Below are 26,381 nucleotides of genomic sequence, written 5' to 3' on the forward strand. Positions count from 1 at the left end.
AGCCCACTTTGAGCGCCGTTGCTCGAAAATGTTCAAAATATTTGAGAATTATTCTCGAATCCCTGCAAAGGGATCGCTAATTTAAGCATACTTGCGCATTCACTCACCACCTGCTGAAAACCATGAGTCAAGCCAGTGCACTGCGATTGTTGTTGCTGTCCATGATCTGGGGCTCGTCGTTTGTGTTTTACAAAATTGCAGCCGCCGATATGGCACCCGCTTTAATGGCGGCGCTTCGGGTGATGTTTGGTGCACTGTTTCTGGGCGGGCTTTTTGCACTCACCCGCAAGCAAACCCAGGTTGCAAAGCGCTGGAAGTTAATTGCGGTGATTGCCGTGTTTGCCTCCGCCCTGCCTTTCACTTTGGTGGCCTACGCCTCGTTCACGGTCACAGCATCGGTGCTGGTGATCATCAATGCCACGGCTCCAATTTGGGCGGCGCTTGTTGCCCTGGTGTGGACGCGCGCCGTGCCATCGCCCATGGCCTTGCTTGGGCTTGTCTTGGGTTTACTGGGCGTGGCAATTATTGTGGGTTTTGATGCGGCAACCCTGAACACAGAAGGCACTGGGCTGGGTGTAACTGCGGCACTGGGCGCTGCGGCTTGCTATGGCATTGCCACCAACATGGCGAAATACCTGGGCAGTGACATTGACCCGCTCACCAACGCATTTGGTTGCTTGCTGATGGGTTCGTTTATTTTGATGCCCTTTGTACCATTTAACCTGCCTGAACAAATGCCCGCAATGAGCAGTTGGCTGGCCATTCTGGGTGTGGGTGTGTTGTGCAGTGGTGTCGCTTACTTGCTGTATTTCAGGCTGGTCATGGACATTGGGCCTACCTCGGCACTTACCGTCACCTTTTTAACTCCGGTATTCGGCGTGCTGTGGGGCAACCTTTTTCTAGATGAAACCGTGGGGTGGCACACTTTGGTCGGCGGTTTGGTGGTGTTGGCCGGCACAGCCTTGGCGGCCGTTTACGGCCTGCAAAAAAACGATGCCGTACCGGTGGACTGATATAGATTTCAACGCGTCAAAACCACGCTTTGACAGTCCATGGAATCCACATTCACGGTGACCGTGTTCAAATCCACACCCAACACCTGTAGCAAACCATCAAGAATATTGCCCACAAGCCCCAAGATAGGACTCAAGACAGGTTCAAGCGCATTCAGCAACAAGTTCACCAAACCGTTCACAACGCCATTGATCAGTGGCCCCACCAGCGGAAGTTCAATACCAAGGTCCAATTCTGTGTTTTGCAGCAAATTGCCCAGTGACTCCCCCACGCTGAGTTCAATGGTTTCGCTGAAAGGCGCTACCCCGTCAAAACTGTGCTGAACAGGGTCAGAGCGCAAACTGGTCTCAGCCGCCAAAGTAACACCGGCATTCACCAAACCCAGAAAATTCACATCCAGAATATCGGCTGGTGCGCCACATTCCAGCGCGCCGACAGTGGTATTCAAGTTACCCGCGCTGTCAGAAATACACACCTCGGCCACGGCGGGTACCACGGTCATTACCATGTTGTTGGTTGTGCGCGGATACCTGCATGTCAATTCATTCACCTCGGCCAGGCCACCGGCTACACGCAGTTGAAGCCCAAGATCAAGCGCGCTTAAACTGACAAGTGCAAGGTTGATATTCAAAGGCTGGCGAACACGGACATCCAACGCGACCTGTGCTGTTCGGCCCGTGGCGATCGGGTTTTTGTAAGGCATTTTTCGGCCTACAAATACCTGTGGTGCTTCCAGAATATTCACGCCGACATCCAGATTCAGCAAACCCGATGAAATAGGCAACACATAACCCACACCTTCCACAGCATTCAGCACAGTCACCTGCGCCAGTTGTCCAAGGTTAATGTCAAGCGTGGTATTGGTTCGACCGGATAAATCGAGGGCTACGAGATCACCCACAGTCACGTTGACATTGTTCAACGGCCCACTCAGGGCACTCAGAATGCCTTCAACTTCCATTTTGTCGGCTGCATCGGCATTGCCCACCACCAGAGCGTCTTGCAGCAAGCCCAATGCCGACACGTTCAACGACAACAAATCATTCACATTGGCCACACCCAGTTCAGTGGCCAAGGCCAGTAAATCAACGCGAATGTCGCTGCCCAGCAAACTACCCCACTGGGCCACATTCAAATTGATTGCGCCCCCACCCAGGGCAGTCAACAAACCATTCAGCAAAGCAGACTGATTGGTGTCCACACTGACCAGGCCACTGGATACCGACCCCACCACCGTGGGTGCCACCGTGGCTTCGGCCAGCACGGTCACCTCACGGTTTGGCAAAAACACCAGCAAACCATTGACCGGGCGAATAATTGTGACCCGGCTGGTGATGGAGTTGTCGCAATCGTTGGTGGGTGCATCGTCGATAATGCACTCAATGGTCAAATCGTCGTCGGCGCTTACACCGTTGGCCAGGGCAATGGCCTGTGCCTCGGCAAACTCGGGCCCGTTGGCCATTTGGCGGGCGGCAGTCAGGGCAACCAGGTCAGCAACACCTTGCAAGCGGGTTTTTTCCCAAGCCATGTGCCCCACGGCCAGAACACCCATAGCGCCCATGCTCATGATGAGCACAAACACCGTCAAAATTGAATAGGCACCGCGTTGCGATTGCAGAGAATTGGGCTTAACCATCGTTGGGCTCCACACGTGTTGTGGACTCTGCTGACAAATTCTCAGGCAAAGGAATGAAAAAGGAATTACCGACCAGTGGGTTGCTGCTGTAGTTGGGATAATCGAGACGCACCCGCAGGCAGGTTGAGTCGCCGCAGGCAAACGAATTCACGGAAGGCACAACGCTTTCCCGGAAAGAACCCACGTAAGTGGGCAGCAGGTCTTCCAAAGCGTCTTGCGCAAGGCTTTCATAGTCGCCGACTGCAAAACCACTGCGATACACCGTGGCTTGCCGCGCGGCCTCACTGGTGGTGTTGTTCATGATCAACATGGCCCCCAACAGCACCGAGTACTCCACGATCGCGAAAATCACAGCCAGCAAAATTGGCAGTGTCAGCACCAGCTCGATCATGAGCGCGCCTCGCTGACGTAATTTGGACTGAGTTTTCATGATGGGCTTGTCTTCGTCGAATGGGTTAGTCAAAAAGTGTTAATCAAAATATTACCTAATCACTTTGCCATTCAACACTGGGAATAATAGGAATGAATAGGATGAATTTTACCCTCTTATTTGGGTAAAGGAAAAATATTTCACTTATATTTCAACTAGATAAAGCTTATCGCGATGTCCATTCAAAAACCAATCAAACAATTGATTGAAAACATTAAGCCTTACATTATGTCAGCTTTTTACTTACAAATGATTAACCTGTGCTGGTAAAAAAACAAAAGCCGGCTGAACCAGCCGGCTTTGTGAAGTGAAACTAAAACTTATTGTTTACAACTTAGTCGTCTCGACCTCGACCATGTTTGCCATGTCCATGGCCTCGATCATCATGCTTCCAGTGTTTGCCGTGCCCACGGTGGTCGTGGTCACGGCGATACTCACGGTAATCACGGCGATCATAGTCGCGGCGGTCGTAATCCCTGCGGTCATAGTAGTCGCGACGGTCATAGCCACCACGATTCACGTAGGTCACGCGGTCTCGATAAATGTAGCGCTGCTCAATGTAACGCGGGCTGAAGTCGTAGTAGTCGCGAGACTTCACGAAATAAACCGGCCGTGAACATGCGTCGTAACGACCACAATAGCGACCCCATTTTTTCAGGTGTCCCGGGGGTACATGCAAGTACACCGGTGACAAAATACGTGACGGACGAGTCACAATCAGGGGCTCTGCATACACCAGCGTTGGGTAGCGCCCGTTGTCGATATTGACTGAGCCATACACACCGGGAAGCACTTCCCCGCCCACACCGATAGAGATGTTGACGGCCTGAGCCTGCATGGGGGCGAGAGCAAGACCAGTCAGAACTGCAAAACTGGCCGAAAAAATCCTGAACAATCGAGTTTTCATCACAAATCCTCCTTGCCGTGATGTCAACTAAAACGCAACGGCCTTCGTTTGGTTGACTCGGAATAAATAAGCAGTAAAGCTTGTTTAACCCTATGATGGTCTTTCCCACACACAAGAATGATGGAGTAATAAAATGACTAAAACTATGCGCGCAACAGCAATGGCAGTTTTGTTGAGCTTTTCAAGCAGCTTTATTGTGGCACCAGCCCACGCAGCAATCGTGAGCACCGAAGAAGCGGTTGCCATGCATCAGCAAGACCGCTCCGAACTCAAGCAATTCTTCGATCGTGAAGACATTGCCAAAGCACTGCAAGCTCATGGTGTAAGCCCTGAAGTTGCCAAGGCCCGTGTGGATTCCATGACAGAAGAAGAAGCCCAGAAGCTTGCCGCCCACATTGAGAACGCACCCGCAGGTGCCGGCATTGTTGGTGTACTATTTACTGTCTTCATTATTTTGTTGGTAACCGACATTCTTGGCCTGACCAAGGTATTTCCGTTTACCCGTTCCGTTCGATGAAATTACGTTTTTCCAGTACCGCCTGGGCCCGCTTGGCGGGCTCAGCTGTACTTGTAGGGCTGTTGGCCTCTTGTTCAATTTTGCCAACAGTCCCGCAAGACCTTCAAAACACCGTTCAAACCCAAGCACCTGTTGAACTCAAAAACGTGCCGTTTTTCGCACAGGAAGAGTTTTACTGCGGCCCGTCAACATTGGCCATGGTGCTCAACCATGCCGGTGAAAATACCGATCCGAACAAACTGGCTGAGCTGGTTTACTTGCCAGGCCGCCAAGGCAGCTTGCAACTTGAAATGCTGGCTGCACCCCGCCGCTTGGGCTACCTGAGTTACCAAATTGAGCCCAAACTTCCCGCCCTGTTTGACGCCCTGAATGCTGGCGCACCCGTGGTGGTTTTGCTGAATCTTTCACTGCCGATTGCACCGCAATGGCACTACGCCGTGGTGGTGGGTTACGAGCCTGGCAGCAACAGCATGGTTTTGCGCTCTGGCCCGAAGGAACGTGAGTTGATCCCCGTGGCCACCTTTTTGAAACTTTGGGAACGCTCACAGAACTGGGGCTTTACCGTGATTAAAACCACCGCCGAACCACCCAGTTACGTGAATGCACAAGGCTATCTGAATTCAGCGGTTGCGCTTGAGCGCTCCAACACTGAGAAAGCCGGTCAGGCTTACCAACAGGGTGCGAAAACCTGGCCCACCGAGCCCTGGTTTCATTTTGGTTTGGGTAACCTGGCCTATGGGGCCAAAAGTTATGTGGAAGCCGAACAGCACTACCGCAAGGCAGTGGGTGTGTACCCCGACATGGCTGATGCCTGGAACAACCTGGCGGAGACTCTGATCAAGCTGGACCGCAAGAATGAAGCCCGTGCAGCGATCAACAAAGCGATTGCCATCGGCGGCGGGCGCATTGCTGCCTACAAGGAAACAGCCCAGAAAATACAGGCCGACTGATGCAGCTGGATTGGGCCCAAACCTTGGGCTTTGTGGCCGCAGCACTCACCACCTTTTCGTTTATTCCGCAGGTGGTGTATTGCTGGAAAACACGCGACACCCGAAGCATTTCTTTGGGCATGTACGCGTGTTTTTGTTTGGGCGTGCTTCTGTGGCTTGTTTACGGCTTGTTGGTGCGGCAATGGCCTGTTGTGGTGGCCAATGCAGTCACATTGTTGCTCGCCAGCTCTATTCTGTATTTGAAACTGAATCAAAAACCATGATCAAGGCAATTTTGACGGGGCATAGCAAAGGGCTGGGCTTGGGTATTGCCCGCGCACTTCTGCAACAAGGGCATGCTGTATTGGGCATTTCCCGGTCACAAAACACTGAACTTCAACAACAATACAACGAAGATCTTCAGCAAATAAGCCTTGATTTGGCACAACCCGGCGCACTTGAGCAGCTTGAAAGCAGCACTCAATTGCGGAAATTCATTGCAAGCGCAACACAATTGCTTTTGATTAACAACGCGGGCTTGGTGTCACCGATTGGGCCACTGAGTGCGCAAACCATTGTCGATATTTCCAGAAGTGTTCAGCTCAATGTTGCAGTGCCTTTGGCCCTGAGCGCCTTGCTGGCCCGGAAAATTCAGGGCACGCAGCAACTTCGGATACTGCATGTATCCAGTGGCGCTGCTCAAAGTGCTTACCCGGGCTGGAGCGTGTATTGCGCCACCAAGGCCGCGCTCGACATGCACGCACGGGCTGTGCAAGAAGACCAACTTCCGAATGTTGCCATTTGCAGCCTGGCACCCGGGGTGATTGACACCGCCATGCAAACACAAATTCGGGAAACCGACGAATCGCTTTTCCCCAACAAACAACGATTCATCCAGTTAAAAAACAGCAATTCTCTCAGCAGCCCAGAGTCAAGCGGTGAACGCTTGGTGCAGTACCTGTTGAGTCCGAATTTCGGCAGGCTTGCTGTGGACGATCTACGCGCCTACTGACCCGCAAACCCGCCGAAACAGGTTTAGTGCAGCTTCACCAAGGGTGTGGCGCGTTTGAGCAGAAAACGCGCCATGGCGAGTAAAAAAGTTTTCATGCCGCCCAGCACGGCATAGTGGTGCATCAAGTGCAAACTCGCGTACATGCTGCGTGCAAAAAAACCTTCCACAAACATGCTGCTCGCTTTGAATAATCCGCCCATCAAACTGCCCACCGAGCTGCGAGAACCCAGAGACACCAAAGAGCCATGGTCCTTGTACAAATAAGGCTTGCTCGACGCTGGCTTGCCGCGTTCGGCGTTCATGATGGTTTTGTAAATGTAATCAGCCTGCTGGTGCGCAGACTGTGCGCGGGGCGGAACCATACTGCCATCAGGTTGCACACAGGCTGCACAATCACCCAACGAAAAAATGTGCTGCTGACCCTTCACCCGCAAATCGCCCTCCACTTCCAGCTGATTGTTGCGGTTCACGGGCAAACCCAGATTGGCGAGCCAGGCAGGTGCCTTAATGCCCGCGGCCCACACGCACAAATCGGCCTTGTAGCGGTTGCCACTGGCGTCCTCCACTTGCTTGGGTGAAATTTCCACCACCCTGCAATTGTTGACCACAGTAATGTGGCGCTGCTCGAGCAAACGCAAGGCCGCGCTCGACACACTTTCTGGCAGCACAGGCAGAATGCTGGGAGCTCCTTCCAGAATGGTGATAGTCACATCGCTGGCTGCGTTTATACGGCTGAAACCATAACGGCTGTGAACGTGGCTGGCTTCCCGCAACTCCGCGGCCAGCTCAACACCGGTGGCACCGGCGCCAATAATGACTATGTCCAGGCTCGCCGATGGATCCAGTTTCTTACGCAAATCAAGCGTGGCCAAATGCTTGAGCATTTTCAAGCGGAAGCTCTCGGCCTGTTGCGGCCCGTCCAGCGAAATGGTGAAGTCTTGCGCACCTTTCACACCAAAATAATTGGATTGACTGCCCACGGAAATCACAAGCGTTCCAAACTGCAACACGCGCTTGGGCAGCACCTCATCGCCCACATCGTCACGAACCGCTGCAATTTCAAGCTGTTTGCCGTGGGCATCCAGCCCCTCCATAGCGCCCAGTACAAAGTTAAAACCATTGTTGTGGGCCAACATGGGATAGGACAAACCTTCCTGGTGAATGTCCAGCGTACCGGCCGCCACTTCATGCAGCGACGGTTTCCAGATGTGGTACATCTTGGCATCGACCAGGGTAACGCGGTCAGGGCCCAGCTTGCGCCCCAGTTTGCAGGCCAGCTCCAGGCCACCTGCACCGCCGCCGACAATCACGATTGATGAAAGGTCCAAATCTTTTCCCCCTGATATAAAACTGATTGATCACATTAGAAGCCCAAGAGGGCTTTTGAGCAAATCTCATTCCTGCCCAGTGGTAAACCCCAATTTGACAGCAAATTTTTTCAATGAAAAAATGAACGTTCATTCAGCATTCTAGTCTACTTACTGTTCCCGCATTGTTAATTTCGAGGTAGTACCATGATTAATAAAAGAAAAATGGCGCTGGGCACCAGCGCCTTGTTGACTGTTGGCACGTTGACCCTGGCCGGTTGCGGCAGTCAAGAAGGCGGTGCAAATGCCGCGGCTGCCCCCGCTTTGCCCAAAGTTCGCGTGTTTGAGGTGGCTACAAAGCCAGTGTCGCTTTACACCGAATTGCCTGGCCGAACCAGCCCTTACCTCATCGCCGAGGTGCGGCCCCAAGTGAATGGCATTATCAAGGCACGCCAGTTTCAGGAGGGTGGCGATGTGAAGGCAGGCACCTCCCTGTATCAAATTGATGCCTCCACTTACCAGGCCGAATATGCCAGTGCCAAAGCCATGCTCGAAAAGGCGGAAGCCAACCTCACCAGTGCAAAAATTCGAAATGATCGCTTCCAGGAACTGGCCAAGCTCAATGCCGTAAGCCAGCAAGAACGCGATGATGCTTATGCCGCCTTGAAACAGGCTGAAGCGGATGTGGCCTCGGGCAAAGCCGCAGTTCAATCGGCACAAATCAACCTGAACTACACGAAAGTGACTGCACCCATCAGCGGTCGAATTGGCCGCTCCAGCATTACACCGGGCGCATTGGTACAGCAGGGGCAAGCCAGCCCGCTGACCACCATTCAACAATTGGATCCCATTTATGTGGACCTGACACAATCGACCAGCGAACTGCTTCAACTCAAGCGCGACCTGGAAAGTGGTGTATTGAAAAGCGCTGGCAAGGACGCGGCAAAAGTCACACTGAAACTTGAAGATGGTTCCAGCTACGCGCAGGAAGGCAAGCTGCAGTTCAGCGATGTAACCGTGGACCAAAACACCGGCACAGTGACACTGCGCGCCGTATTCCCCAACCCGAAACAACAGTTGTTGCCCGGCATGTATGTTCGAGCCTCACTTGAAGAAGGTGTGCGCGAAGACGGTATTCTGGTGCCGCAAAAGGGAATTATGCGCGATGCAACCGGTGCGCCTTCTGCCTTCGTAATAGGCCAGGACAACAAAGTTGAAAAGCGCAGCGTAGAGACAGCCAGGGCCATTGGCGACCAATGGTTGATTGCAGAAGGCCTTCAGGCAGGTGATCGCCTGATTGTCGAAGGTATCCAGAAAGTTCGTCCCGGTCAGGAAGTGGAAATCCTTTCCGACTCTGAGAACAAATAAACAACGCCTGGCAGGAGTAGTACCATGTCTCGATTTTTTATTGATCGCCCCATTTTTGCGTGGGTGATCGCGATAGTTATCATGCTGGCCGGCGCGTTGGCCATTTTCAACTTGCCTGTGGCGCAGTACCCGGCCATTGCACCGCCCGCCGTCACCATTCAAGCCACCTACCCAGGTGCCTCTGCTGAAACCCTGCAAGACTCGGTCACCCAGGTGATTGAGCAACGAATGACTGGCCTGGATGGATTCCGCTACATGAAATCCACCAGTGACTCCACCGGTCGACTGCGAATCGAGCTGACTTTTGAGCCTGGCACCAACCCAGACATTGCACAGGTGCAAGTTCAAAACAAATTGAGCCTGGCTGTGCCCTTGCTGCCCGATGCGGTACAACGCCAGGGTATTCAGGTGACTAAAAGCTCAGCTGGTTACCTGCTGGTGATCGCCTTCACAGCAGTGGATGGTGCATACAGTTCTACCGAACTGGCCGACTTCATCACCACCAATGTGCAAGACACCATGAGCCGCGTGAACGGCGTGGGTGAGGTACAGGTGTTTGGTAGCCCCTATGCCATGCGCATCTGGTTGAACCCCGACAAGATGAATCAGTTCAAGGTGACGCCCGGCGATATTCGCAATGCCGTGCTGGCCCAGAACGCGCAGGTGTCTGCGGGTGAATTGGGCGGTGCACCGGCTGTGAAGGGTCAAACACTGACTGCAACCATCACTGCACAAACCTTGCTTGAAACACCCGAAGACTTCGAGCAAATCATTTTACGAACCACTGGAGATGGCGCCACTGTGCGCCTGAAAGACGTGGCACGTATTGATTACGGCAGTGAGAACTACAATATTTTGCCCCGCTGGAACGGACGCAATGCATCGGGTATTGGTATTCGTTTGGCCTCCGGTGCCAACGCACTGGATACCGCCGAGGGCGTGATCGCCGAGATGGAGCGCATCACTCCCTTGATTCCCGAAGGCATGGAATGGGATGTGGCTTACGACACAACTCCATTTGTAAAAATTTCCATTGAAGGCGTGGTCAAAACCCTGATCGAGGCGATTATTCTCGTGTTCCTCGTGATGTACCTGTTCCTGCAAAATTTCCGAGCAACGCTGATTCCAACCATTGCAGTGCCCGTGGTGTTGCTGGGTACGTTTGCGGTGCTTTCTGCATTTGGTTTTTCAATCAACACACTGACCATGTTTGCCATGGTACTGGCCATTGGCCTGCTGGTGGACGACGCCATTGTGGTGGTTGAGAACGTGGAACGTGTTATGGCCGAGGAAGGTTTGTCGCCTTTGGAAGCCACACGAAAATCGATGGACCAAATTACCGGTGCCTTGGTGGGTATTGGTTTGGTGCTGTCGGCGGTATTTGTGCCCATGGCATTTTTCCCGGGCTCGGCAGGTGTTATTTACAAGCAGTTTTCAATCACCATTGTGTCAGCCATGGCCTTGTCGGTGATTGTTGCACTGGTGCTGACACCGGCCTTGTGCGCCACCATGCTCAAGCCCATTGAGAAAGGCCACAGCCACGAGAAAAAAGGATTCTTCGGCTGGTTCAACCGCAAGTTTGATTCAAGCAATGCACGCTACCAGGGTGCGGTGGGGCGCATGCTGCACAAGTCGGGGCGATACCTGATTATTTACGGTGGCCTGTTGGCTGTTACCGCCTTCATGTTCACCCGCTTGCCCACTTCATTCCTGCCCGATGAAGACCAAGGCGTCTTCTTCACGCAGGTGCAACTACCAGCGGGTGCCACGCAAGAACAAACCTTGCAGGTACTGGCCAAGATGGAAGACTACTTCCTCAATGAGGAAGGTGACAATGTGAAGTCCCTGTTCACCGTGGCAGGTTTCAGTTTCTCGGGCACCGGACAAAACTCAGGCATTGGCTTTGTGAGGCTGCGCGACTGGAGTGAACGCCCCGGCAAAGAAAACTCAGCGGCTGGCATTGTTCAACGTGCCTCGGCTGAATTCGCAAGCTGGCCAGAAGCACAGGCCTTTGCATTTGCACCCCCAGCCATTCGGGAATTGGGCAATGCCTCCGGCTTTAACCTGTTCATTCAAGACCGCACCGGTTTGGGCCGTGATGCGCTGATTCAGGCCCGTAACAGCATGATTGGCGAAGCCGCGAAAAATCCCATATTAACGGGTGTTCGCCCCAATGCGACTGCCGACACTCCGCAATATCAGCTTGATATTGACAATGCAAAAGCGGGGGCTCTGGGTGTGAGTGTTGCAGAAATCAGCGACACGCTCACCTCGGCCTGGGGTGGCAGTTTCATCAATGACTTTCTGGACCGAGGTCGTGTGAAGCGCGTGTACATGCAGGCCGATGCGCCATTCCGCATGTTGCCCGAAGACCTGAACCGGTTCTATGTGCGCAACAGCGACGGCGAAATGGTGCCCTTCTCCAACTTCTCGTCAGCAGAGTGGTCCATGGCCTCTCCACGCCTTGAGCGTTACAACGGCCTTCCCGCTGTTGAAATTCAGGGGCAGGCGGCACCCGGCATGAGTTCAGGCGACGCCATGGACGCCATGGAGGCGATTGCAGAAAACTTGCCTGAGGGCATGGGCATTGAGTGGACGGGTTTGTCGTACGAAGAACGGCAGTCGGGTTCGCAGGCACCACTGCTCTATGCGCTTTCCTTGCTGATCGTGTTTTTGTGTCTGGCAGCGCTATATGAAAGCTGGTCCATTCCTTTCGCAGTCATGCTGATTGTGCCTCTGGGTGTGGTGGGTGCCCTGCTTGCGGCCAGCGGCCGTGGCTTGGCCAACGACGTGTACTTCCAGGTGGCATTGCTGACCACTGTGGGTTTGTCAGCTAAAAACGCAATCCTGATTGTTGAATTTGCCAAGGAGCAATTCGACCAGGGCCGCGATTTGCTGGAAGCCACACTGGATGCGGTACGCATGCGTTTGCGCCCCATCATCATGACCTCGCTGGCCTTTGGTTTGGGCGTTGTGCCCTTGGCTATTTCGACTGGCGCAGGCTCGGGCAGCCAGAACGCGATTGGTACCGGCGTACTGGGCGGCACCATTTCTGCAACCGTGCTGGGCATTTTCTTTGTTCCCATGTTCTTTGTGGTGGTCACCCGCTTGTTTGGCAAAAAACGGGCCGAGAAAAATGCCACCGCGCAAGGAGAATGATATGAATAAAATTCAATTCTGGACATGCACTCCGCTGGTGTTTGCACTGGCCCTGGCCGGTTGCGGCACGCTGGCTCCCACCTATGAACAGCCTGCTGCGCCAGTGGCCAGCAACTGGCCAAAAGGTGAGGCCTACCAGGCCGACAGCCCTACAGCGCAGGCCGCGATTGACCTGGCCTGGCGAGATCTGTTTGTGGACCAGCGCCTGGAGCAACTGCTTGAACTGGCCTTGAAAGAAAATCGGGATCTAAGAATTGCAGCGCTGAATATTGAGCGAGCACGCGCGCTTTACCAAGTGCAACGCAGCGATTTATTCCCCACGATTTCTGCAGATGGTGAAGGCAATCGGCAACGCTTGCCCGCTGACTTAAGCGGAGGTCGCTCTGGCGGTGTCACCCCGAAACAGTACAGCGCAACAGTGGGTTTTGCTGCCTATGAACTCGATCTTTTTGGCCGGGTGCGCAGCCTCAATGAAGAGGCTTTGCAGCGTTTTCTGGCCACAGAAGAAGCACGCAAAAGCACGCAAATCAGTTTGATCGCAGAGGTGGCCTCCAGTTACCTCACCCTGGCCTCTGATCAAGCCTTGCTTGAACTGGCGCAAGACACCCTGAAGAACCAGCGTGACGCCTACAATTTGATCAAGCGCAGTTTTGATTTGGGTGTGGCCTCTCAACTGGATTTGCGCCAGGCTCAAACCAGCGTCGAAGTGTCCCGCGCCGATGTGGCCCGGTTTACACGTGCTGTGGCCCAAGACCGCAACGCGCTCGAGCTGCTGGTGGGCAAAAACATTCCCAAGGAATTGCTGCCCGACAGTAACCTGGAGGGTGCCGCCGCCATGGTTGAACTTCGCGCTGACATTCCTTCCGAGGTATTGCAACGTCGCCCCGATGTGGAGTCGGCCGAACGTCTGCTTCAAGCCAGCAATGCACGCATTGGCGCAGCCCGTGCCGCGTTTTTTCCCAGCATTACCCTGACCGCTGATGCAGGCACTGCCAGCTCCTCGCTGGATGGCCTGTTTGAATCAGGCTCACGCACCTGGAGCTTCATACCCAGAATCAACTTGCCGATATTTGATGCTGGCCGCAACAGTGCCAACCTCGAGGTCGCAAAAACAGATCAGCAAATTGCCTTGGCTGAATATGAAAAAACAGTACAGGGCGCATTCCGTGAAGTGGCTGATGCCTTGGCTGCACGGGGCACACTGGATGCTGAACTGGATGCACAAAATGCCTTGGTGGAGGCCACCTCGGAAAGCTACAAACTGAGCGAGGCCCGGTTTAAACGCGGCATTGACAGCTATTTGAATGTGCTCGATTCGCAACGAGCGCTTTACTCTGCCCAACAAGACCTGATCGCAGTTCGACTGGCGCGCACTGCCAACCTGGTGACCTTGTACAAGGCGCTTGGCGGTGGCTGGACAGAGAGTGACGCCAACCTGGCAAGTGGCTACACATCGGGAGGAAGCAACAATGATCAACGAGGCTAAAACCATGACCAGTAAGGCGGAACTTCGCCGCCAGCAAATTCTGGATGCAGCAGCCGAGTGTTTCAGGAAAAGCGGTTTTCACGGTGCCAGCATGTCCGAGATTGCGAAATCTTTTGGCATGAGTGCCGGGCACATCTACAACTACTTCGAAAGCAAGGAAGCGATTATTGAAGCCATGGTCAAGCGTGACCTGGACCAGGCGCTTGAGCGAATCGCAAAAATTCAAGGTGAGAAAGACATTCTGAAAGCCATGCTGGGCACGGTGGATGAAGGTGTGCAACGGCGCATTGACCGAAGCGAACTGGATACGGAAATTTTGGCAGAGGCCGCACGAAACCCGAAAATTGCCGCCACGGTTCAAGGCACCGACGCGGTAATTCGAGAGAAGGTCACGCATCTGATCAAAGGTATTCAGCCCTTGAAAGACTCGCCACCCTGCGAGCTCAATCTGGCTGCGAAATCCACCATTCTGATGGCTCTGTTCGACGGACTTCAAATTCGCGCCATACGCGACCCGGACATGAAGGCTGACGACATTGCCCGCGTCTTGAAAAGTGTGATTCAGCAGATGCTTCAAAGCTGAGATTGGCGCGGCAGGCCTGGGGTATACTCGGGCTCTACTTCACTGCCGCGCCCCACATGCCACGAGCTGTCCTCCCCTACAGCCTTCCTTTGCTGCTGATCATTTTGATCGGCTTTGCTGCACTGTCGCTTACCTTGGGCGCTTATCCCCTGAGCCTTCTCGATAGCCTGCATGCCTTGCTGGGTACCGGCGAACCGATGGCAGTGCAAGTGGTTCAAGACATTCGACTACCCCGCACGCTGGGTGCCATTTTAGTGGGCGCTGCCTTGGCGGCAGCTGGCGCGGCTTATCAGCTTCTGTTTCGAAACCCGCTGGTGTCGCCCGATATTTTGGGTGTGTCCTCGGGCGCTGGGCTGGGTGCCGTTCTTGGTTTGTTTCTGGGCCTGCCCAGCCTGGGTGTGCAAAGCCTGGCATTTGCAGGTGGCATAGCCGCAGTGGCATTGGTGATTGCACTGGGCAAAGCGATTCAACATGCTGACCGAACCCTGGTGCTGGTGTTGACCGGCGTAGTGCTGGGTGCACTGGCTGGGGCAATCACTTCTTTATTGAAAATTCTCGCCGACCCTTACGATCAATTGCCAGCCATTACCTTCTGGTTGCTGGGCAGTTTAAGCGGCATGCACATGGCACAAGTTTGGGTGGTGGCGCCAGTGGTGCTGGTGGCCTGCTCGGTGCTGTATTTGCTGCGCTGGCGTCTGAATGTGCTGAGCCTGCCCGAAGCTGAGGCGAGCGCTTTGGGAGTGCAAGTCAAACCCCTTCGAATTGCCGTGATTGCGCTTGCCACCATCATGACCAGCGCGGTGGTTGCCGTGGCTGGCGTCATCGGCTGGATCGGTTTGTTGATTCCCCACGCAGCACGCCTGCTGGTGGGTCCAAGCCTTGCTCGTCTGTTGCCCATGTCCATCGTCATGGGTGCGTTGTTTTTGTTGTTGGTGGACATGGCCTCGCGCAGCGCAGGCGATCTTGAAATACCGTTGGGCATTCTCACTGCCTGGTGGGTGCACCTTTCTTTTTAGGACTGCTACTACGGCGTGCGGGAGCCAGTTCATGAGCCTGAAAACCGAAAACCTGTCAGTGGGCCACGGGGGCTGTGCAGTGGTCGAGCACGTTAACCTGGAGTTGAAACAAGGCGAAATACTTTGCCTGCTCGGCCCCAACGGCAGCGGCAAAAGCACACTGATCAAAACGCTGTTGAACCTGATTCCCCCTTGCGCAGGGCGGGTGCTGATCAACAACGCTCCCCTGCAAAACCTGGCGTCACCGGCATTGGCGAAGCACTTGGCTTATGTGCCCCAAAGCCATGCCAACAATCTCGGGTTTTCCGTGTGGGATACCGTGTTGATGGGCCGAACCACGCATTGGGGTTTGTTCGGTGGCCCCACACAGGCCGACCATCAAGCGGTGCACAATGCTCTGGGACAATTGGGCATCAGTGAATTGAAACTACGAGATTTCAATCTGCTCTCAGGCGGGCAACAACAACTGGTGCTGATAGCGCGTGCCCTGTGTCAGGGTGCGCAAACTCTGATTCTCGATGAACCCACCGCCAATCTCGACTTTGCCAATGCGGCCAAGGTAATGCACACGCTGGCATCGCTTGCAGCCGCCGGAAAAAGTGTGGTGCTGAGCACGCACAACCCGCAAGATGCTTTGGGAGTCAATGCCACCGCTTGCTTGCTGAAAGGGCGTGCCGTGCTTGCGCTTGGCCCCGCCCATCAGGTAATCACCTCCGAGACCTTGAGCGCACTGTACGGCGTTCCAGTTACAGTCAGTAAAACAGAGTCGGGCCATATTGCGGTGGTTCCCGACAATCACTGATCTGATTATTCAGCAGCCAGCCCTTCAAGTATCGGGCAGTCGGGCCGAGAATCACCTTTGCAACAGTGAACCAGGCGTTCCAGTTCGGCCTTCATTGCATTCAATTCGCGAATTTTCGCTTCCAGTGCATTCAGGTGTGATTGAGCAAGCTTTTTGACCTCCCGGCTTGGGCGCGTTTTGTCTTGCCACAGGCCAAGCAATTCCTCAATTTGTTTGATCGAAAAACCAAGGTCACGTGAGTGCCGGATAAAACGCAGCAAGTGCAAATCCCGGCTGTTGTACAAACGATAACCAGCCTCGGTGCGGTTGGCCTCGGGCAACAAACCCACCATTTCATAGTGCCGAATCATTTTCGCGGTGATTCCCGATTCCATGGCGGCTTCGCCAATCGTGAACCAATCTTTGCGTGTCCATTCTGCGTACATGTTCACAACTCCACTGTTTCAGGTTTCAATAGTTTGGGTTTCCAGCGAGTCAGCAACAGGGCGTTACTGACCACACTGACTGAACTCAAAGCCATGGCTGCGCCTGCGACCACCGGGTTAAGCAGTCCCATCGCGGCCAAGGGTATTCCCACTGCGTTGTACACAAAAGCCCAGAAAAGATTTTGTTTGATCTTGTTGTAAGTGCGTCTGGAAATATCAATGGTTTGAGCCACCAGGGCGGGGTCGGGTCGCATCAGTGTGATGTCGGCTGCATGCATGGCCACCTCCGTGCCACTGGACATTGCAAAACTGACATCCGCAGCTGCCAGCGCAGGCGCATCGTTGATTCCATCGCCCACCATGGCCACCACCTGGCCCTGCTGGCGATAATGGGCCACAGCCTCGCTCTTGTTGTGCGGCAATTGTTCAGCCTGCACATCTGAAATACCCAGCGCCTGGGCAACGCGTTGGGCACTCGCCCTGGAGTCGCCTGTCAACAACACAGATTTCACCCGCAAATTGGTCAAATTTTGCACAGCTGCAAAAGCGCCTGCTTTCAGGGCATCACCAAAACCCAAGGCCCCCAGCAAGGACACTTCACCTTGCTGGTCTTCAGCAACCCAGGCATGGGTGGGTGCGTTGTCTGGCAAAGCTTGGTTCACCGTGCTCAACGCCGATTCCGGCACACCCAGTTCACGCATCCATCGCGCAGTACCTACATACACACGTGTGCCATTCACCATGCCACTTACACCACGCCCAGGCTGGTCCTGCAATTGGCTTACCCCAGGCCATTGAACGCCCTGCCCTTGCGCATAAGCCAGCACAGCTGCGGCCAGCGGGTGAGCGCTGCCCGCTTCAACAGCTGCTGCCTTGGCAAGAAAACTGTGCAGGCTATTGCTGTCAAACGGCACGGCTGCACCCACAGATGGCTTGCCCTCAGTCAAGGTGCCGGTTTTATCAAACACAACCGTGTTGATGCGATGGGCAAGCTCCAGCGCCTGTGCATCTTTAATCAGAATTCCATGGCGCGCCGCCACGCCCGTGCCTGCCATAATTGCAGTAGGTGTGGCCAAACCAAGGGCGCAAGGGCATGCAATCACCAACACAGCCACCGCATTCACAATGGCCAACTCCAGGTTGCCACCGTCAGCCAAAAACACCCAATACACCAAAGTCAGCGCTGCAATCACCAACACCACGGGTACAAACACGGCGCTCACCTTGTCCACCAGCTTTTGAATGTCAGGTTTGGCGGCTTGCGCGTCTTCGACGAGGCGAATAATTTTGGCCAGCGTGGTTTCAGCACCCACAGCGCTCACTTCAATCAACAAGCGCCCATCCAGGTTCACAGCACCGCCGGTTACCAGGCTTCCGGGAGATTTCTCAACCGCCTGGCTTTCCCCGGTAATCAGGGCCTCATCCACATGGCCTTCGCCTTCCAGTACACGGCCATCCAGCGGAATTCGCTCACCGGGCTTCACCACCACCTGCATGCCCACCGCCACACTGGCAATCGGCAGCACTTTTTCTTGCCCGTTCTGAATCACTTTGGCGGTGTCGGGCCGCAAGGCTTGCAACGCAGCAATGGCTGCAGTGGTTTGCCGCTTGGCGCGTGTTTCCAGCCACTTGCCCAACATCACCAAGGTGATCACAGCGGCAGACGCCTCGAAATACAAATGCGGGTTGCCCTCGCCCAACATGTAAGCCGACAAACCAAATGCCGCAGAAGTACCAATGGCCACCAGAAGGTCCATATTGCCCGTGCGGTTTTGAATTGCTTTCAATGCTCCCCGATAAAAACGGGCCCCCAACCAAAATTGCACCGGGCTGGCCAAAAGCAGTTGTACCCAGCCAGGCAACATGTAGTGCTTGCCAAACAGCATTCCGGCCATGGGCAACACCAAGGGCAAAGTGAGCAATGCCCCCCACAACACCATTTGCCCTTCTGTATCCACTTTTTGGGCGATTGCAGCGGGTTGCTGGCCGCTCTGAACTGTCGGTAAATCGGTTTTGACGGGCTCCGCGTCATAGCCTGCCTTTTGAACCGCCGCAATCGCGTTTTGCAACAGATCGGGTTTGGCCAGTTGCACGCGGGCCTTCTCGGTGGCCAGGTTCACCGTTGCGCTAATGACGCCGGGTGTAGCCAACAATGCTTTTTCGACAGCGCTGGAGCATGAGGCGCAGCTCATGCCTCCCACAGCAATGTCAATGGTATTGGACGGATTGGAATTCATGCTTGCTCTCCATGGTGTGATGGAAGCATTTTCAACCTTAACACCATGTCAAGGTCAATGCCTTGACCTTACCATGATTGGAAGCTTCAGGATACCCATGTGTTCAATTCAATGGGAGAGTCTTCATGACACCGCCATGGCGATTGCCCGGGAAAGTACATGCATTAGAATTGCGTTTAACCCCAACTGGAGTGCAAAACATGATTACCTTGAGTGTAGAAAAAGTGAAATGCGGCGGATGTGCCGCCAATGTGAAACAGGCCGTATTGGCCAAAGACCCGCAGGCACAGGTGCAGGTCGATGTCGCCAACAAACAGGTAGAAATTGATTCTCGTCTGGACGGACACACCTTGGCCACGATTGTCAGCCAGGCCGGTTACCCCGCCACCCTGCAAGCCTGATTCAAAAGATCAAGCAGCTTCGCAGTATGCCTGGCCCCAGTAGTTGTACGTGAACGCCTTGGGGCCCGGCACATACATGGTTTCAATGTCATCCACCAAAAACCCGCCTTCCCTGAGCAAAGCGGGAATGTCCCGGTTCAAGTGACAACCCCCCGCCAGTTTTCCCCACACGGGTTGCAAACGATTCTGCGTGGTGCGCACTTTTTCATCCGGTGCCGCGCCATGCTCGCAAAACAGCAACTTACCGCCCGGCTTTAACACTCTGCGCATTTCCTTCAAGGCTTGCACGGGCTCTGGAATGGTACACAGGGTGTAGGTCATGACGATGGTGTCGATACTTGCATCGGGCAATGGAATTTTCTCGGCGGGCAACCCCATAAGCTCTACGCTCAGGCCGGTTTGATCGATGCGTTTTTTCGCCAGGCGATGCATTTGCATGGCAGGGTCCAGGCCAATGATTTTTTGAACTTTGCCAGCGTCATAGTGGCGCATGTTCAACCCGGTACCGATACCAATTTCAAGCACCAGCCCCGTGGCTTTGGGTACCACTTTCTGGCGTTGCCTGTTGATGGCTTTCATGCCGCAGGCGAAATCAAGCAAAGTAGGCAATACGTGTCGGTCGTATAATTTGGCTAACAATCCCAATTTTTTGTCCTTTTGTATTCAGGAAACGTCGCCACCATGCAAAACAACCCAGATCAGTTCTCATCCAAGATCGGCTTTGTGCTGGCCGCAGCCGGTTCAGCCGTGGGCATTGGTAATTTGGTGGGCTTTCCTGTGGCCGCAGCCAAAAATGGTGGCGGTGCATTCTTGTTACTGTACATTTTTTTCGTCATTGCCATTTGCCTGCCGCTGATTCTCGCCGAGCTTAGTTTGGGCCGCGCCACCAACCAAAACCCTTTGGGAGCATTCAGGCAGGTTTCCAGAAACAACAAAGCCTGGGTGCTGGCTGGTGCTTTGTCGTTGATCACACCTTTCATGATTGCCGTGTTTTACAGCGTACTCACAGTGTGGTTGCTGGGCTATTTCCTGCTGGTACTGATGGGCAAACTGGACCAATTGGCCACCCCTGTCTATTTTGGCGGCTTCATCACCAGCCCATGGATATTTGCCTGCCTTGCGGCGGTCATTGGCATGGTCATTGTTGTGCTCAAAGGTGGGGTGCGCGATGGTATTGAAAAAGCGTCGCGTGTGCTCATGCCCATGCTATTCATCATGCTGATTGGCCTGGCGGTATTTGTACTCACCTTGCCCAACGCCACTGCCGGTTTGAAGTTTTATTTCACACCGCAACTGGACCGCATTACCTGGAGTGTGGTCAACGGTGCCTTGTCACAAGCATTCTTTTCGCTGTCGCTGGGCATGGGCATTTTGATTACTTATGGTTCGTATTTGCGCAAACAAGACAACCTGGTGCAGTCGGCCAAAATGCTGGCCTGCACCGACACTGGCGTGGCGCTGGTGGCGGGCCTCATGACCCTGCCCGCAATTTTCGCCATTTACCCCAACACCAACCCCAGCGAACTGAGCGATTCTTCGGTGGGCTTAATCTTCTCGTTTTTCCCGAATATTTTCATGGCCATGGTGCCGAAATTCGGTTATGCCATGTCCAGCCTGATTGCAGCCACATTCTTCCTGTTGGCGTTTGTAGCCGCCATTACCTCGCTAGTGTCGATTATTGAGGTGCCAGTGGCGGCCCTGAAAGCCGAGGGCAAGAAAACCCGCAATGCAGCACTTGGGATTGTTATTGCCGCTGTGTCGATAGGTGCCATGTTCAGCGCCTTGTCTTTTGGGCAAGTGAAATGGCTCAGCGATTTCGCTTTTTATTCCGGTGCCAACAAATCGCTTTTTGACGTGTTGGTTGACGTGTTTTACGACACCATTTTGCCTTTCAACGGTTTGCTGATTTGCCTGCTGGTGGTGTGGCAATGGAAACGCCACAACATGACTGCTGAAATGCTGACCAGCAATAAAAATGCTGCCAGCGGTTGGCTTGAGCGCTACACCCACTTTGCGATTGCGTTCTGGATCCCGTTGATTCTGGCCACTGTGTTTGTTGTCACGGTAATCAACAAGTTTTTCAGTTGATCGTCACCACCGGCGATCCACTGAATTACTGACACGCTTAATGCCACTTTTGTGCTGTAATAAGGAAAATCAAAAAATATTCCGGAGACAGCATGAAAACAAACCTGGTCTTGGCTGCCCTTTTCATGGGCACGTCTGCCTTGATGGCAGCCTGTTCAAAAACCCCCACCTCAGTCGATCCCAACAGTGCGGCAAGCCCTTTCACACAGGCTTTTCACGCTGAAGTGGCCAAAAACACCGACCTTGCAGACCCAGCCAACAACGCCGATGCGCGCAAAGGTTTAATCGCAAAGCCCACAGGCAAAGTACTCAACGATGCCGGCGAAGTCATTTGGGATTACGACGAATTCAATTTCATTGAAGGCAATGCCCCCAGCACGGTGAACCCCAGCCTGTGGCGGCAAGCCAGCCTGAACAATCAAATTGGCCTGTACAAGGTGGCTGACCGCATTTATCAGTTGCGCGGCTTTGACCTGTCGAACATGACCTTGATTGAAGGCGATACCGGCTGGATTGTGGTGGACGTGCTGACCAGCGAGGAAACAGCGCGCGCCGCCATGGCTTTTGCACGCAAACACCTGGGCGACAAGCCAGTAACCGCCATTGTATTTACCCACAGCCACGTGGACCATTTTGGGGGTGCACTGGGTGTGCTCAGTGCCGAAGAAGTGGCTGCACGCAACATACCTGTTGTGGCCCCGATTGGCTTTATGGAGGAAGCCACCAGTGAAAACCTGCTGGTGGGCATGGCCATGGCACGAAGGTCAATCTACATGTACGGCAAACGCCTGCCCCGCAGCCCGGAAGGTTTGATTGACAACGGCTTGGGCAAAGCCGTGGCCTACGGCAAGGTGGGCATACTACAGCCTACGCTGGTGGTGAAAGAAGCCAAAGAAACCCACGTGCTCGACGGCCTTGAATTCATGTTCCACAACGTGCCAGGCAGTGAAGCGCCCTCCGAATTCGTGTTTTACCTGCCTACACTGAAAGCCTTTGGCAGTGCAGAACTGTTTGGCCACACCTTGCACAACCTGTACACCCCGCGTGGCGCCAAAGTGCGCGATGCCCTGAAGTGGGCCAGTTACATGGATGAAGCCATTGCCTACGCAGGCGATGCCGAAGTGATGTTTCACCAGCACAACTGGCCGGTGTGGGGAGCCGACAATGTGCGCAGCTTCATGGAAAAACAACGCGATGTGTACCGATTCATTCATGACCAGACTGTGCGGCACATGAATGCGGGCTACACCTCCATGGAAATTGCAGAGAAGGTTCAAATGCCACCGGCCTTGAACAACTTTCTGAGTGGGCGCGGCTACTACGGCACCGTGTCACACAATGTGAAAGCGGTGTACCAGTTTTACATGGGCTGGTTTGATGCAAACCCCGCCAACCTGAACCCCTTGCCCCCGGTTGAAGCGGCAAAGCGGTATGTGGATGTGGCAGGCGGAATGGATGCTTTGCTGAACAAAGCAGAAGACGCTGTGAACAAAGGTGAATACCGCTGGGCTGCTGAATTGCTGAAACATGCAGTGTATGCCGACCCTGAGAACGCACGCGCCAAGGCCTTGCTGGCAACAAGTTTCGACCAGATGGGCTACATGGCAGAATCTGCGCCGTGGCGTAACTTTTACCTGACCGGTGCACTGGAGTTGCGCCAAGGTGGCTACGCCGAAGGGTTTCAACGCACAGCCTTTCTCGACATGCTGAAACACACCCCCACCGAGCGCTTTCTGGAAGCCATGGCCGCTGCGCTGAACAGCGACAAAGCGGAAGGGGAAGACATTCAAATCAACCTGGTGTTTTCCGACACGCAGGAAAGCTATGTGCTTCGAATCAACAACAGCGTATTGCATCACCGTGCCGGCAAGCCGGAAGACAATTCAGTAGCAACGCTTACACTCAGCAAACCCTTCTTTTTGAACATGATGACCGGTGAGGCGGGTGCGACTGATTTGCTGTTTTCCGATCAAACCAAGATTGATGGCAGCACAATCAAGCTGGGGCAATTTTTTGGAATGCTGGAGAAAGCAACGGGTAACTTCAACATTGTGACGCCTTAACCAACCCATGGCATGTCAGTAATATTCGGGTTTCCACGATTGGCCGGGAAACCCGAACAACCCTATAGTGTGTAAATGATCAACCGCACATTTATTGGTAATTCACATGGCCGCAACACATTCAACCCTTCAGCCCTTCCACCTTGCATTCCCGGTCACCGACATTGAGGTAGCCCGCAAATTTTATGGCGAGGTGATTGGCTGTGAAGAAGGCCGCAGCGCCCCACACTGGGTGGACTTCAACTTTTATGGTCACCAACTTGTGGCGCATTTGGCACCGGAAGAAGTGGGCTGCAAAGCCAACAGCAGTGTGGACGGCCATGCCGTGCCTGCCAAACATTTCGGCGTGATTTTAACCATGGATCAGTGGAATGAACTGGCCGACCGGCTGAAAGCTGCGGGCACCAAGTTCGTGATCGAACCCTACATTCGATTCAAAGGCCAGGTGGGCGAACAAGCCACCATGTTCTTCATGGACCCATGCGGCAACGCGCTTGAATTCAAGGCATTCGCCAACATGGATCAAATATTCGCCAAATAAATCAGCTTTTTGCGTTTTTCCAGACGGTGTAGGGCTCGTCATTCTTGGTGCGCACCACGCTGTCAACTTCGTCCATGTACACCTCGCGGTCTTTGGAGTTGAACGCCTCAGTGAGGCTGACCATGCCCAGTGAAAATCCCGTACCCACGGTGACGTAACCAAAAGCCCAGTCCTGCACGACACCTTTCTTGTCCACCAGGAAATAAGTGGCCATGCGCTTCTTGCTGTCAAATCCAATTCCTTCACGGGAGTTGTCAAGAATGGCGTTGTTGTCCATGCGATCAGTGAAATGCTTTTTTACTACCATGCCATTGGGCAGTTTTTCCTCGCCAATAAACTTTCCATAAGTTGCATCATTTTGAATTGGCGCGTAGGGCTGGCCAACATGCTTGGCCAGCATGCGCGAAGCAATGCCATGGCCCACGGCATCGCCCATGCTGTTTAAGGCACCGCATCCACCCACACTCATGCTCACTGCCAAAATTCCGGCCACCGCCAATGATGTACAAAACCCCCGAAGTATTGTCGCCATCGCTTGTTCTCCCCCAATGTCTTTGAACTTGTTGAAGCAATTTAAACCCTTCGCCTTACGGGATATATCCTATAAACAGAGTAGTCAATTTGATTACAACATTCAGCAGATTGGCGTAGAGCAATAACATGCCTAGCATGGTGTCCAATCAATAACACCATGCGAGGGGACTATGGGGATTCGTCAATTCGGTTTGATGGCTGCCGTTCTTTGTACGGGCTGCGCTTCGATTACTCAAGGCACCAGTCAAACGCTTATTTTTAAAATGGAGCCCCAGCAAACCGTGTGTACCTTGAGCAGGGACGGCGAAGGCGAGCTTGGCGTGGTAACCGGAAAAGAAAACAGCATCACGGTGGGCAAAGACAGGGACGACATCATTGTGGCCTGCAAGGCGCCCGGCTATGAAGACAAAACAATTCGCCTGGTCAGCAGTGCCAGCACAGCAGGGGTGGCCGGTGGTGCATTGATTGATTTGGGCATCACCGACATGATCACTGGCGCCATGTGGCAATACCAAAACGAGATCCGCGTGGCTTTGAACAAGCCAGGCCAGGCGCCCGCCAACACTGACTTTGCCAAACCTCTCTAAAACGATTGCTCCATTTCACGGCGAAACTTCACCGCCGTGGAATTGGCATCAAACGCCACATCACTCCAGCTCACGGCTTGCCCGGCCTTCACGGGTTTGAGCAATTTCACACCATGTGCCAAGCCCAAAGGCAATCCACCCAAGGCCAGCGATTCCTGTGCAGGCATCAGCTTGCCGTACACGGTGTAACCACCCTCACCGTCCAGCAATTCACCCGCCTTTAAATCACGCTTGGCAGTGGCCACCACATCGCCATGCCAGCAAATGGGTGCGCCCGTGGCTTCGCCGCGAATACCGATGGACGCCACCGAAATTCCCAATTCCAGACCAATCAGGTGAAAGGGTTTGTACATGCTGGAGTACTGTCCACTGGGGTCAGTGATCAAGCCGTATTCCTTGAAGCAGCGGGCCACGTATTCACTGTCGGCAGCGAAGGTCACATACACGCCCCAACGCAGATCGCGAAACACGGGGCGTGTGTCACGCTCAACACTGGAAATTACCTCCACCTGCCCGCGTTGGTCCAGAATGCCGCCGTGTTCACGTGGCTTCAAGATTCGCGCCAAATCATCCACACCCACTGCCGGAAACTTCAGGCCACTGGGGGCTGCAAGGCCTGTGGCATTGGCCACGGCTGCCATTTCAATCGCGCTTTTGGTGCCATCCAGAAAGCTGTTGAACATTTGCGCGTTCATGCCGCCTTTGGCTGCGTCTTCCGCCGTTAAACCATAGTGGTTCCACACGGTGTCAGGCGTGCTTTCATGGTAGGTGGGTAAGTACTTGGTGCCTTTGCCCGCGGCCACGACAGAAAAACCAGCGGCCCGCGCCCAATCCACCATTTCAAAAATCAGTGCAGGCTGGTCGCCATAAGCCAGTGAGTACACAATGCCAGCTTCATCGGCCTTGCGTTTCAGCAAGGGGCCTGCCAGTGCATCGGCTTCCACATTCACCATCACAATGTGTTTTTTAAATTCACAACAGGCCAGCACATGGGCAATGCCCACAGCCGGGTTACCCGTGGAGTCGATGATGATGTCGACAAAGGGCGATTCAATCAGCTTCATGCCGTCGTCAATAATCGCAGTGTTGCCCTGTTTGGCGGCTTGTTCCAAGGAGTTGGCTGCATAGCTTTCTTCTTTCCAGCCCACATTTTGAAGTGCAGCTTTCGCCCGTGCCGGGGACAAGTCAGCAATGCCCACCATGTGAATGCCGGGTGTACGCGGTACCTGAGAAAGGTACATGGAGCCAAACTTGCCCGCGCCAATCATGCCGACACGCAGGGGTTTGCCCTCAGTAGCACGCTGCTGAAGCTTGGAGAATAAATTCATGAAAGCCTTTT

Annotated in this window: 25 protein-coding genes; 16 read left to right on the plus strand and 9 right to left on the minus strand. The window is 53.9% G+C overall.

Annotated features, from left to right (window positions below):
- Positions 1–122: 122 nt before the first annotated feature.
- Complete coding sequence (locus tag BSZ31_RS15795) at positions 123–1,013, plus strand: DMT family transporter (protein ID WP_105029553.1); 891 nt, start codon at positions 123–125, stop codon at positions 1,011–1,013.
- An 8-nt stretch (positions 1,014–1,021) separates the two neighbouring features.
- Here the strand turns inward: BSZ31_RS15795 and BSZ31_RS15800 are convergent, their stop codons facing one another.
- The 3 genes from BSZ31_RS15800 to BSZ31_RS15810 form a co-directional block, all read right to left on the minus strand.
- Entirely contained in the window at positions 1,022–2,650 is a 1,629-nt protein-coding gene (locus BSZ31_RS15800; RefSeq protein ID WP_105029554.1) for a pilus assembly protein TadG-related protein, read from the minus strand.
- The gene (locus BSZ31_RS15805; protein WP_105029555.1) at positions 2,643–3,113 is read right to left on the minus strand and encodes a TadE/TadG family type IV pilus assembly protein; all 471 of its coding nucleotides are present in this window, start codon (positions 3,111–3,113) and stop codon (positions 2,643–2,645) included. The genes BSZ31_RS15800 and BSZ31_RS15805 overlap by 8 nt, the downstream gene beginning before the upstream one ends.
- A gap of 301 nt (positions 3,114–3,414) precedes the next feature.
- The gene (locus BSZ31_RS15810; protein ID WP_105029556.1) at positions 3,415–3,987 is read right to left on the minus strand and encodes a hypothetical protein; all 573 of its coding nucleotides are present in this window, start codon (positions 3,985–3,987) and stop codon (positions 3,415–3,417) included.
- Between the two features lie 133 nt (positions 3,988–4,120).
- On the opposite strand from BSZ31_RS15810, the gene BSZ31_RS15815 reads away from it, so the two are divergent.
- From BSZ31_RS15815 to BSZ31_RS15830, 4 genes are read left to right on the plus strand one after another with little or no spacing between them, the layout of a single operon-like run.
- Complete coding sequence (locus BSZ31_RS15815) at positions 4,121–4,504, plus strand: PA2779 family protein (protein WP_040513516.1); 384 nt, start codon at positions 4,121–4,123, stop codon at positions 4,502–4,504.
- Positions 4,501–5,454, plus strand: a complete 954-nt coding sequence (locus tag BSZ31_RS15820) for a PA2778 family cysteine peptidase (protein ID WP_105029557.1) — start codon at positions 4,501–4,503, stop codon at positions 5,452–5,454. The genes BSZ31_RS15815 and BSZ31_RS15820 overlap by 4 nt, the downstream gene beginning before the upstream one ends.
- A complete protein-coding gene (locus tag BSZ31_RS15825; RefSeq protein ID WP_105029558.1) occupies positions 5,454–5,717 on the plus strand; it encodes a SemiSWEET transporter in 264 nt (87 codons plus the stop codon). The genes BSZ31_RS15820 and BSZ31_RS15825 overlap by 1 nt, the downstream gene beginning before the upstream one ends.
- Positions 5,714–6,445 carry an SDR family oxidoreductase gene (locus BSZ31_RS15830; protein ID WP_105029559.1) on the plus strand — a complete coding sequence of 244 codons (732 nt, stop codon included), beginning with the start codon at positions 5,714–5,716 and terminating at the stop codon, positions 6,443–6,445. The genes BSZ31_RS15825 and BSZ31_RS15830 overlap by 4 nt, the downstream gene beginning before the upstream one ends.
- A 23-nt stretch (positions 6,446–6,468) precedes the next feature.
- Here the strand turns inward: BSZ31_RS15830 and BSZ31_RS15835 are convergent, their stop codons facing one another.
- Positions 6,469–7,773, minus strand: coding sequence for an NAD(P)/FAD-dependent oxidoreductase (locus BSZ31_RS15835; RefSeq protein WP_105029560.1), 1,305 nt, complete (start codon positions 7,771–7,773; stop codon positions 6,469–6,471).
- 186 nt (positions 7,774–7,959) lie between these two features.
- Here BSZ31_RS15835 and BSZ31_RS15840 point away from each other — a divergent pair, with 186 nt between their 5' ends.
- Genes BSZ31_RS15840 through BSZ31_RS15865 form a run of 6 tightly spaced genes read left to right on the plus strand, consistent with a single transcriptional unit; the run spans position 7,960 to position 16,166 of the window.
- Positions 7,960–9,120: an efflux RND transporter periplasmic adaptor subunit gene (locus tag BSZ31_RS15840; protein ID WP_168427019.1), complete on the plus strand. Its 1,161-nt coding sequence runs from the start codon at positions 7,960–7,962 to the stop codon at positions 9,118–9,120.
- Between the two features lie 24 nt (positions 9,121–9,144).
- Positions 9,145–12,279, plus strand: coding sequence for an efflux RND transporter permease subunit (locus tag BSZ31_RS15845; RefSeq protein WP_105029562.1), 3,135 nt, complete (start codon positions 9,145–9,147; stop codon positions 12,277–12,279).
- Between the two features lies 1 nt (position 12,280).
- Positions 12,281–13,765, plus strand: a complete 1,485-nt coding sequence (adeC, locus tag BSZ31_RS15850; protein ID WP_105029563.1) for an AdeC/AdeK/OprM family multidrug efflux complex outer membrane factor — start codon at positions 12,281–12,283, stop codon at positions 13,763–13,765.
- Complete coding sequence (locus BSZ31_RS15855) at positions 13,749–14,348, plus strand: TetR/AcrR family transcriptional regulator (RefSeq protein ID WP_105029564.1); 600 nt, start codon at positions 13,749–13,751, stop codon at positions 14,346–14,348. The genes adeC and BSZ31_RS15855 overlap by 17 nt, the downstream gene beginning before the upstream one ends.
- 56 nt (positions 14,349–14,404) lie before the next feature.
- Positions 14,405–15,364 (plus strand): iron ABC transporter permease, encoded by a 960-nt coding sequence (locus BSZ31_RS15860; protein WP_240605733.1) that lies wholly within the window; start codon positions 14,405–14,407, stop codon positions 15,362–15,364.
- Positions 15,365–15,395: 31 nt separating this feature from the next.
- Positions 15,396–16,166, plus strand: coding sequence for an ABC transporter ATP-binding protein (locus BSZ31_RS15865; RefSeq protein WP_105029565.1), 771 nt, complete (start codon positions 15,396–15,398; stop codon positions 16,164–16,166).
- Between the two features lie 5 nt (positions 16,167–16,171).
- On the opposite strand, the gene cueR is transcribed toward BSZ31_RS15865, so the two are convergent.
- Entirely contained in the window at positions 16,172–16,591 is a 420-nt protein-coding gene (gene cueR, locus BSZ31_RS15870; RefSeq protein WP_105029566.1) for a Cu(I)-responsive transcriptional regulator, read from the minus strand.
- A gap of 2 nt (positions 16,592–16,593) precedes the next feature.
- A complete protein-coding gene (locus BSZ31_RS15875) occupies positions 16,594–18,828 on the minus strand; it encodes a cation-translocating P-type ATPase (RefSeq protein ID WP_240605734.1) in 2,235 nt (744 codons plus the stop codon).
- Between the two features lie 200 nt (positions 18,829–19,028).
- On the opposite strand from BSZ31_RS15875, the gene BSZ31_RS15880 reads away from it, so the two are divergent.
- Positions 19,029–19,229 carry a heavy-metal-associated domain-containing protein gene (locus tag BSZ31_RS15880; RefSeq protein WP_105029916.1) on the plus strand — a complete coding sequence of 67 codons (201 nt, stop codon included), beginning with the start codon at positions 19,029–19,031 and terminating at the stop codon, positions 19,227–19,229.
- Positions 19,230–19,238: 9 nt separating this feature from the next.
- On the opposite strand, the gene BSZ31_RS15885 is transcribed toward BSZ31_RS15880, so the two are convergent.
- A complete protein-coding gene (locus tag BSZ31_RS15885; RefSeq protein ID WP_240605735.1) occupies positions 19,239–19,868 on the minus strand; it encodes a class I SAM-dependent methyltransferase in 630 nt (209 codons plus the stop codon).
- Positions 19,869–19,910: 42 nt separating this feature from the next.
- Between BSZ31_RS15885 and BSZ31_RS15890 the strand changes: the two genes are divergently transcribed.
- From BSZ31_RS15890 to BSZ31_RS15900, 3 genes are all read left to right on the plus strand, one after another.
- On the plus strand, positions 19,911–21,317 hold the full coding sequence (locus tag BSZ31_RS15890; protein ID WP_105029567.1) for a sodium-dependent transporter: 1,407 nt from the start codon (positions 19,911–19,913) through the stop codon (positions 21,315–21,317).
- Between the two features lie 92 nt (positions 21,318–21,409).
- The gene (locus BSZ31_RS15895) at positions 21,410–23,380 is read left to right on the plus strand and encodes an alkyl/aryl-sulfatase (protein WP_105029568.1); all 1,971 of its coding nucleotides are present in this window, start codon (positions 21,410–21,412) and stop codon (positions 23,378–23,380) included.
- Between the two features lie 106 nt (positions 23,381–23,486).
- Positions 23,487–23,921, plus strand: coding sequence for a VOC family protein (locus BSZ31_RS15900; protein WP_105029569.1), 435 nt, complete (start codon positions 23,487–23,489; stop codon positions 23,919–23,921).
- Position 23,922: 1 nt separating this feature from the next.
- Here the strand turns inward: BSZ31_RS15900 and BSZ31_RS15905 are convergent, their stop codons facing one another.
- A complete protein-coding gene (locus BSZ31_RS15905) occupies positions 23,923–24,453 on the minus strand; it encodes a hypothetical protein (protein ID WP_146106729.1) in 531 nt (176 codons plus the stop codon).
- Between the two features lie 172 nt (positions 24,454–24,625).
- On the opposite strand from BSZ31_RS15905, the gene BSZ31_RS15910 reads away from it, so the two are divergent.
- The gene (locus tag BSZ31_RS15910) at positions 24,626–25,042 is read left to right on the plus strand and encodes a hypothetical protein (protein ID WP_105029571.1); all 417 of its coding nucleotides are present in this window, start codon (positions 24,626–24,628) and stop codon (positions 25,040–25,042) included.
- Here BSZ31_RS15910 and BSZ31_RS15915 read toward each other — a convergent pair.
- On the minus strand, positions 25,039–26,370 hold the full coding sequence (locus BSZ31_RS15915; protein WP_105029572.1) for an NAD(P)H-dependent oxidoreductase: 1,332 nt from the start codon (positions 26,368–26,370) through the stop codon (positions 25,039–25,041). The two genes, BSZ31_RS15910 and BSZ31_RS15915, sit on opposite strands and share 4 nt — an antisense overlap.
- Between the last annotated feature and the right edge of the window lie 11 nt (positions 26,371–26,381).

Source organism: Limnobacter sp. SAORIC-690, assembly GCF_002954425.1.
Taxonomy (GTDB): domain Bacteria; phylum Pseudomonadota; class Gammaproteobacteria; order Burkholderiales; family Burkholderiaceae_B; genus Limnobacter; species Limnobacter profundi.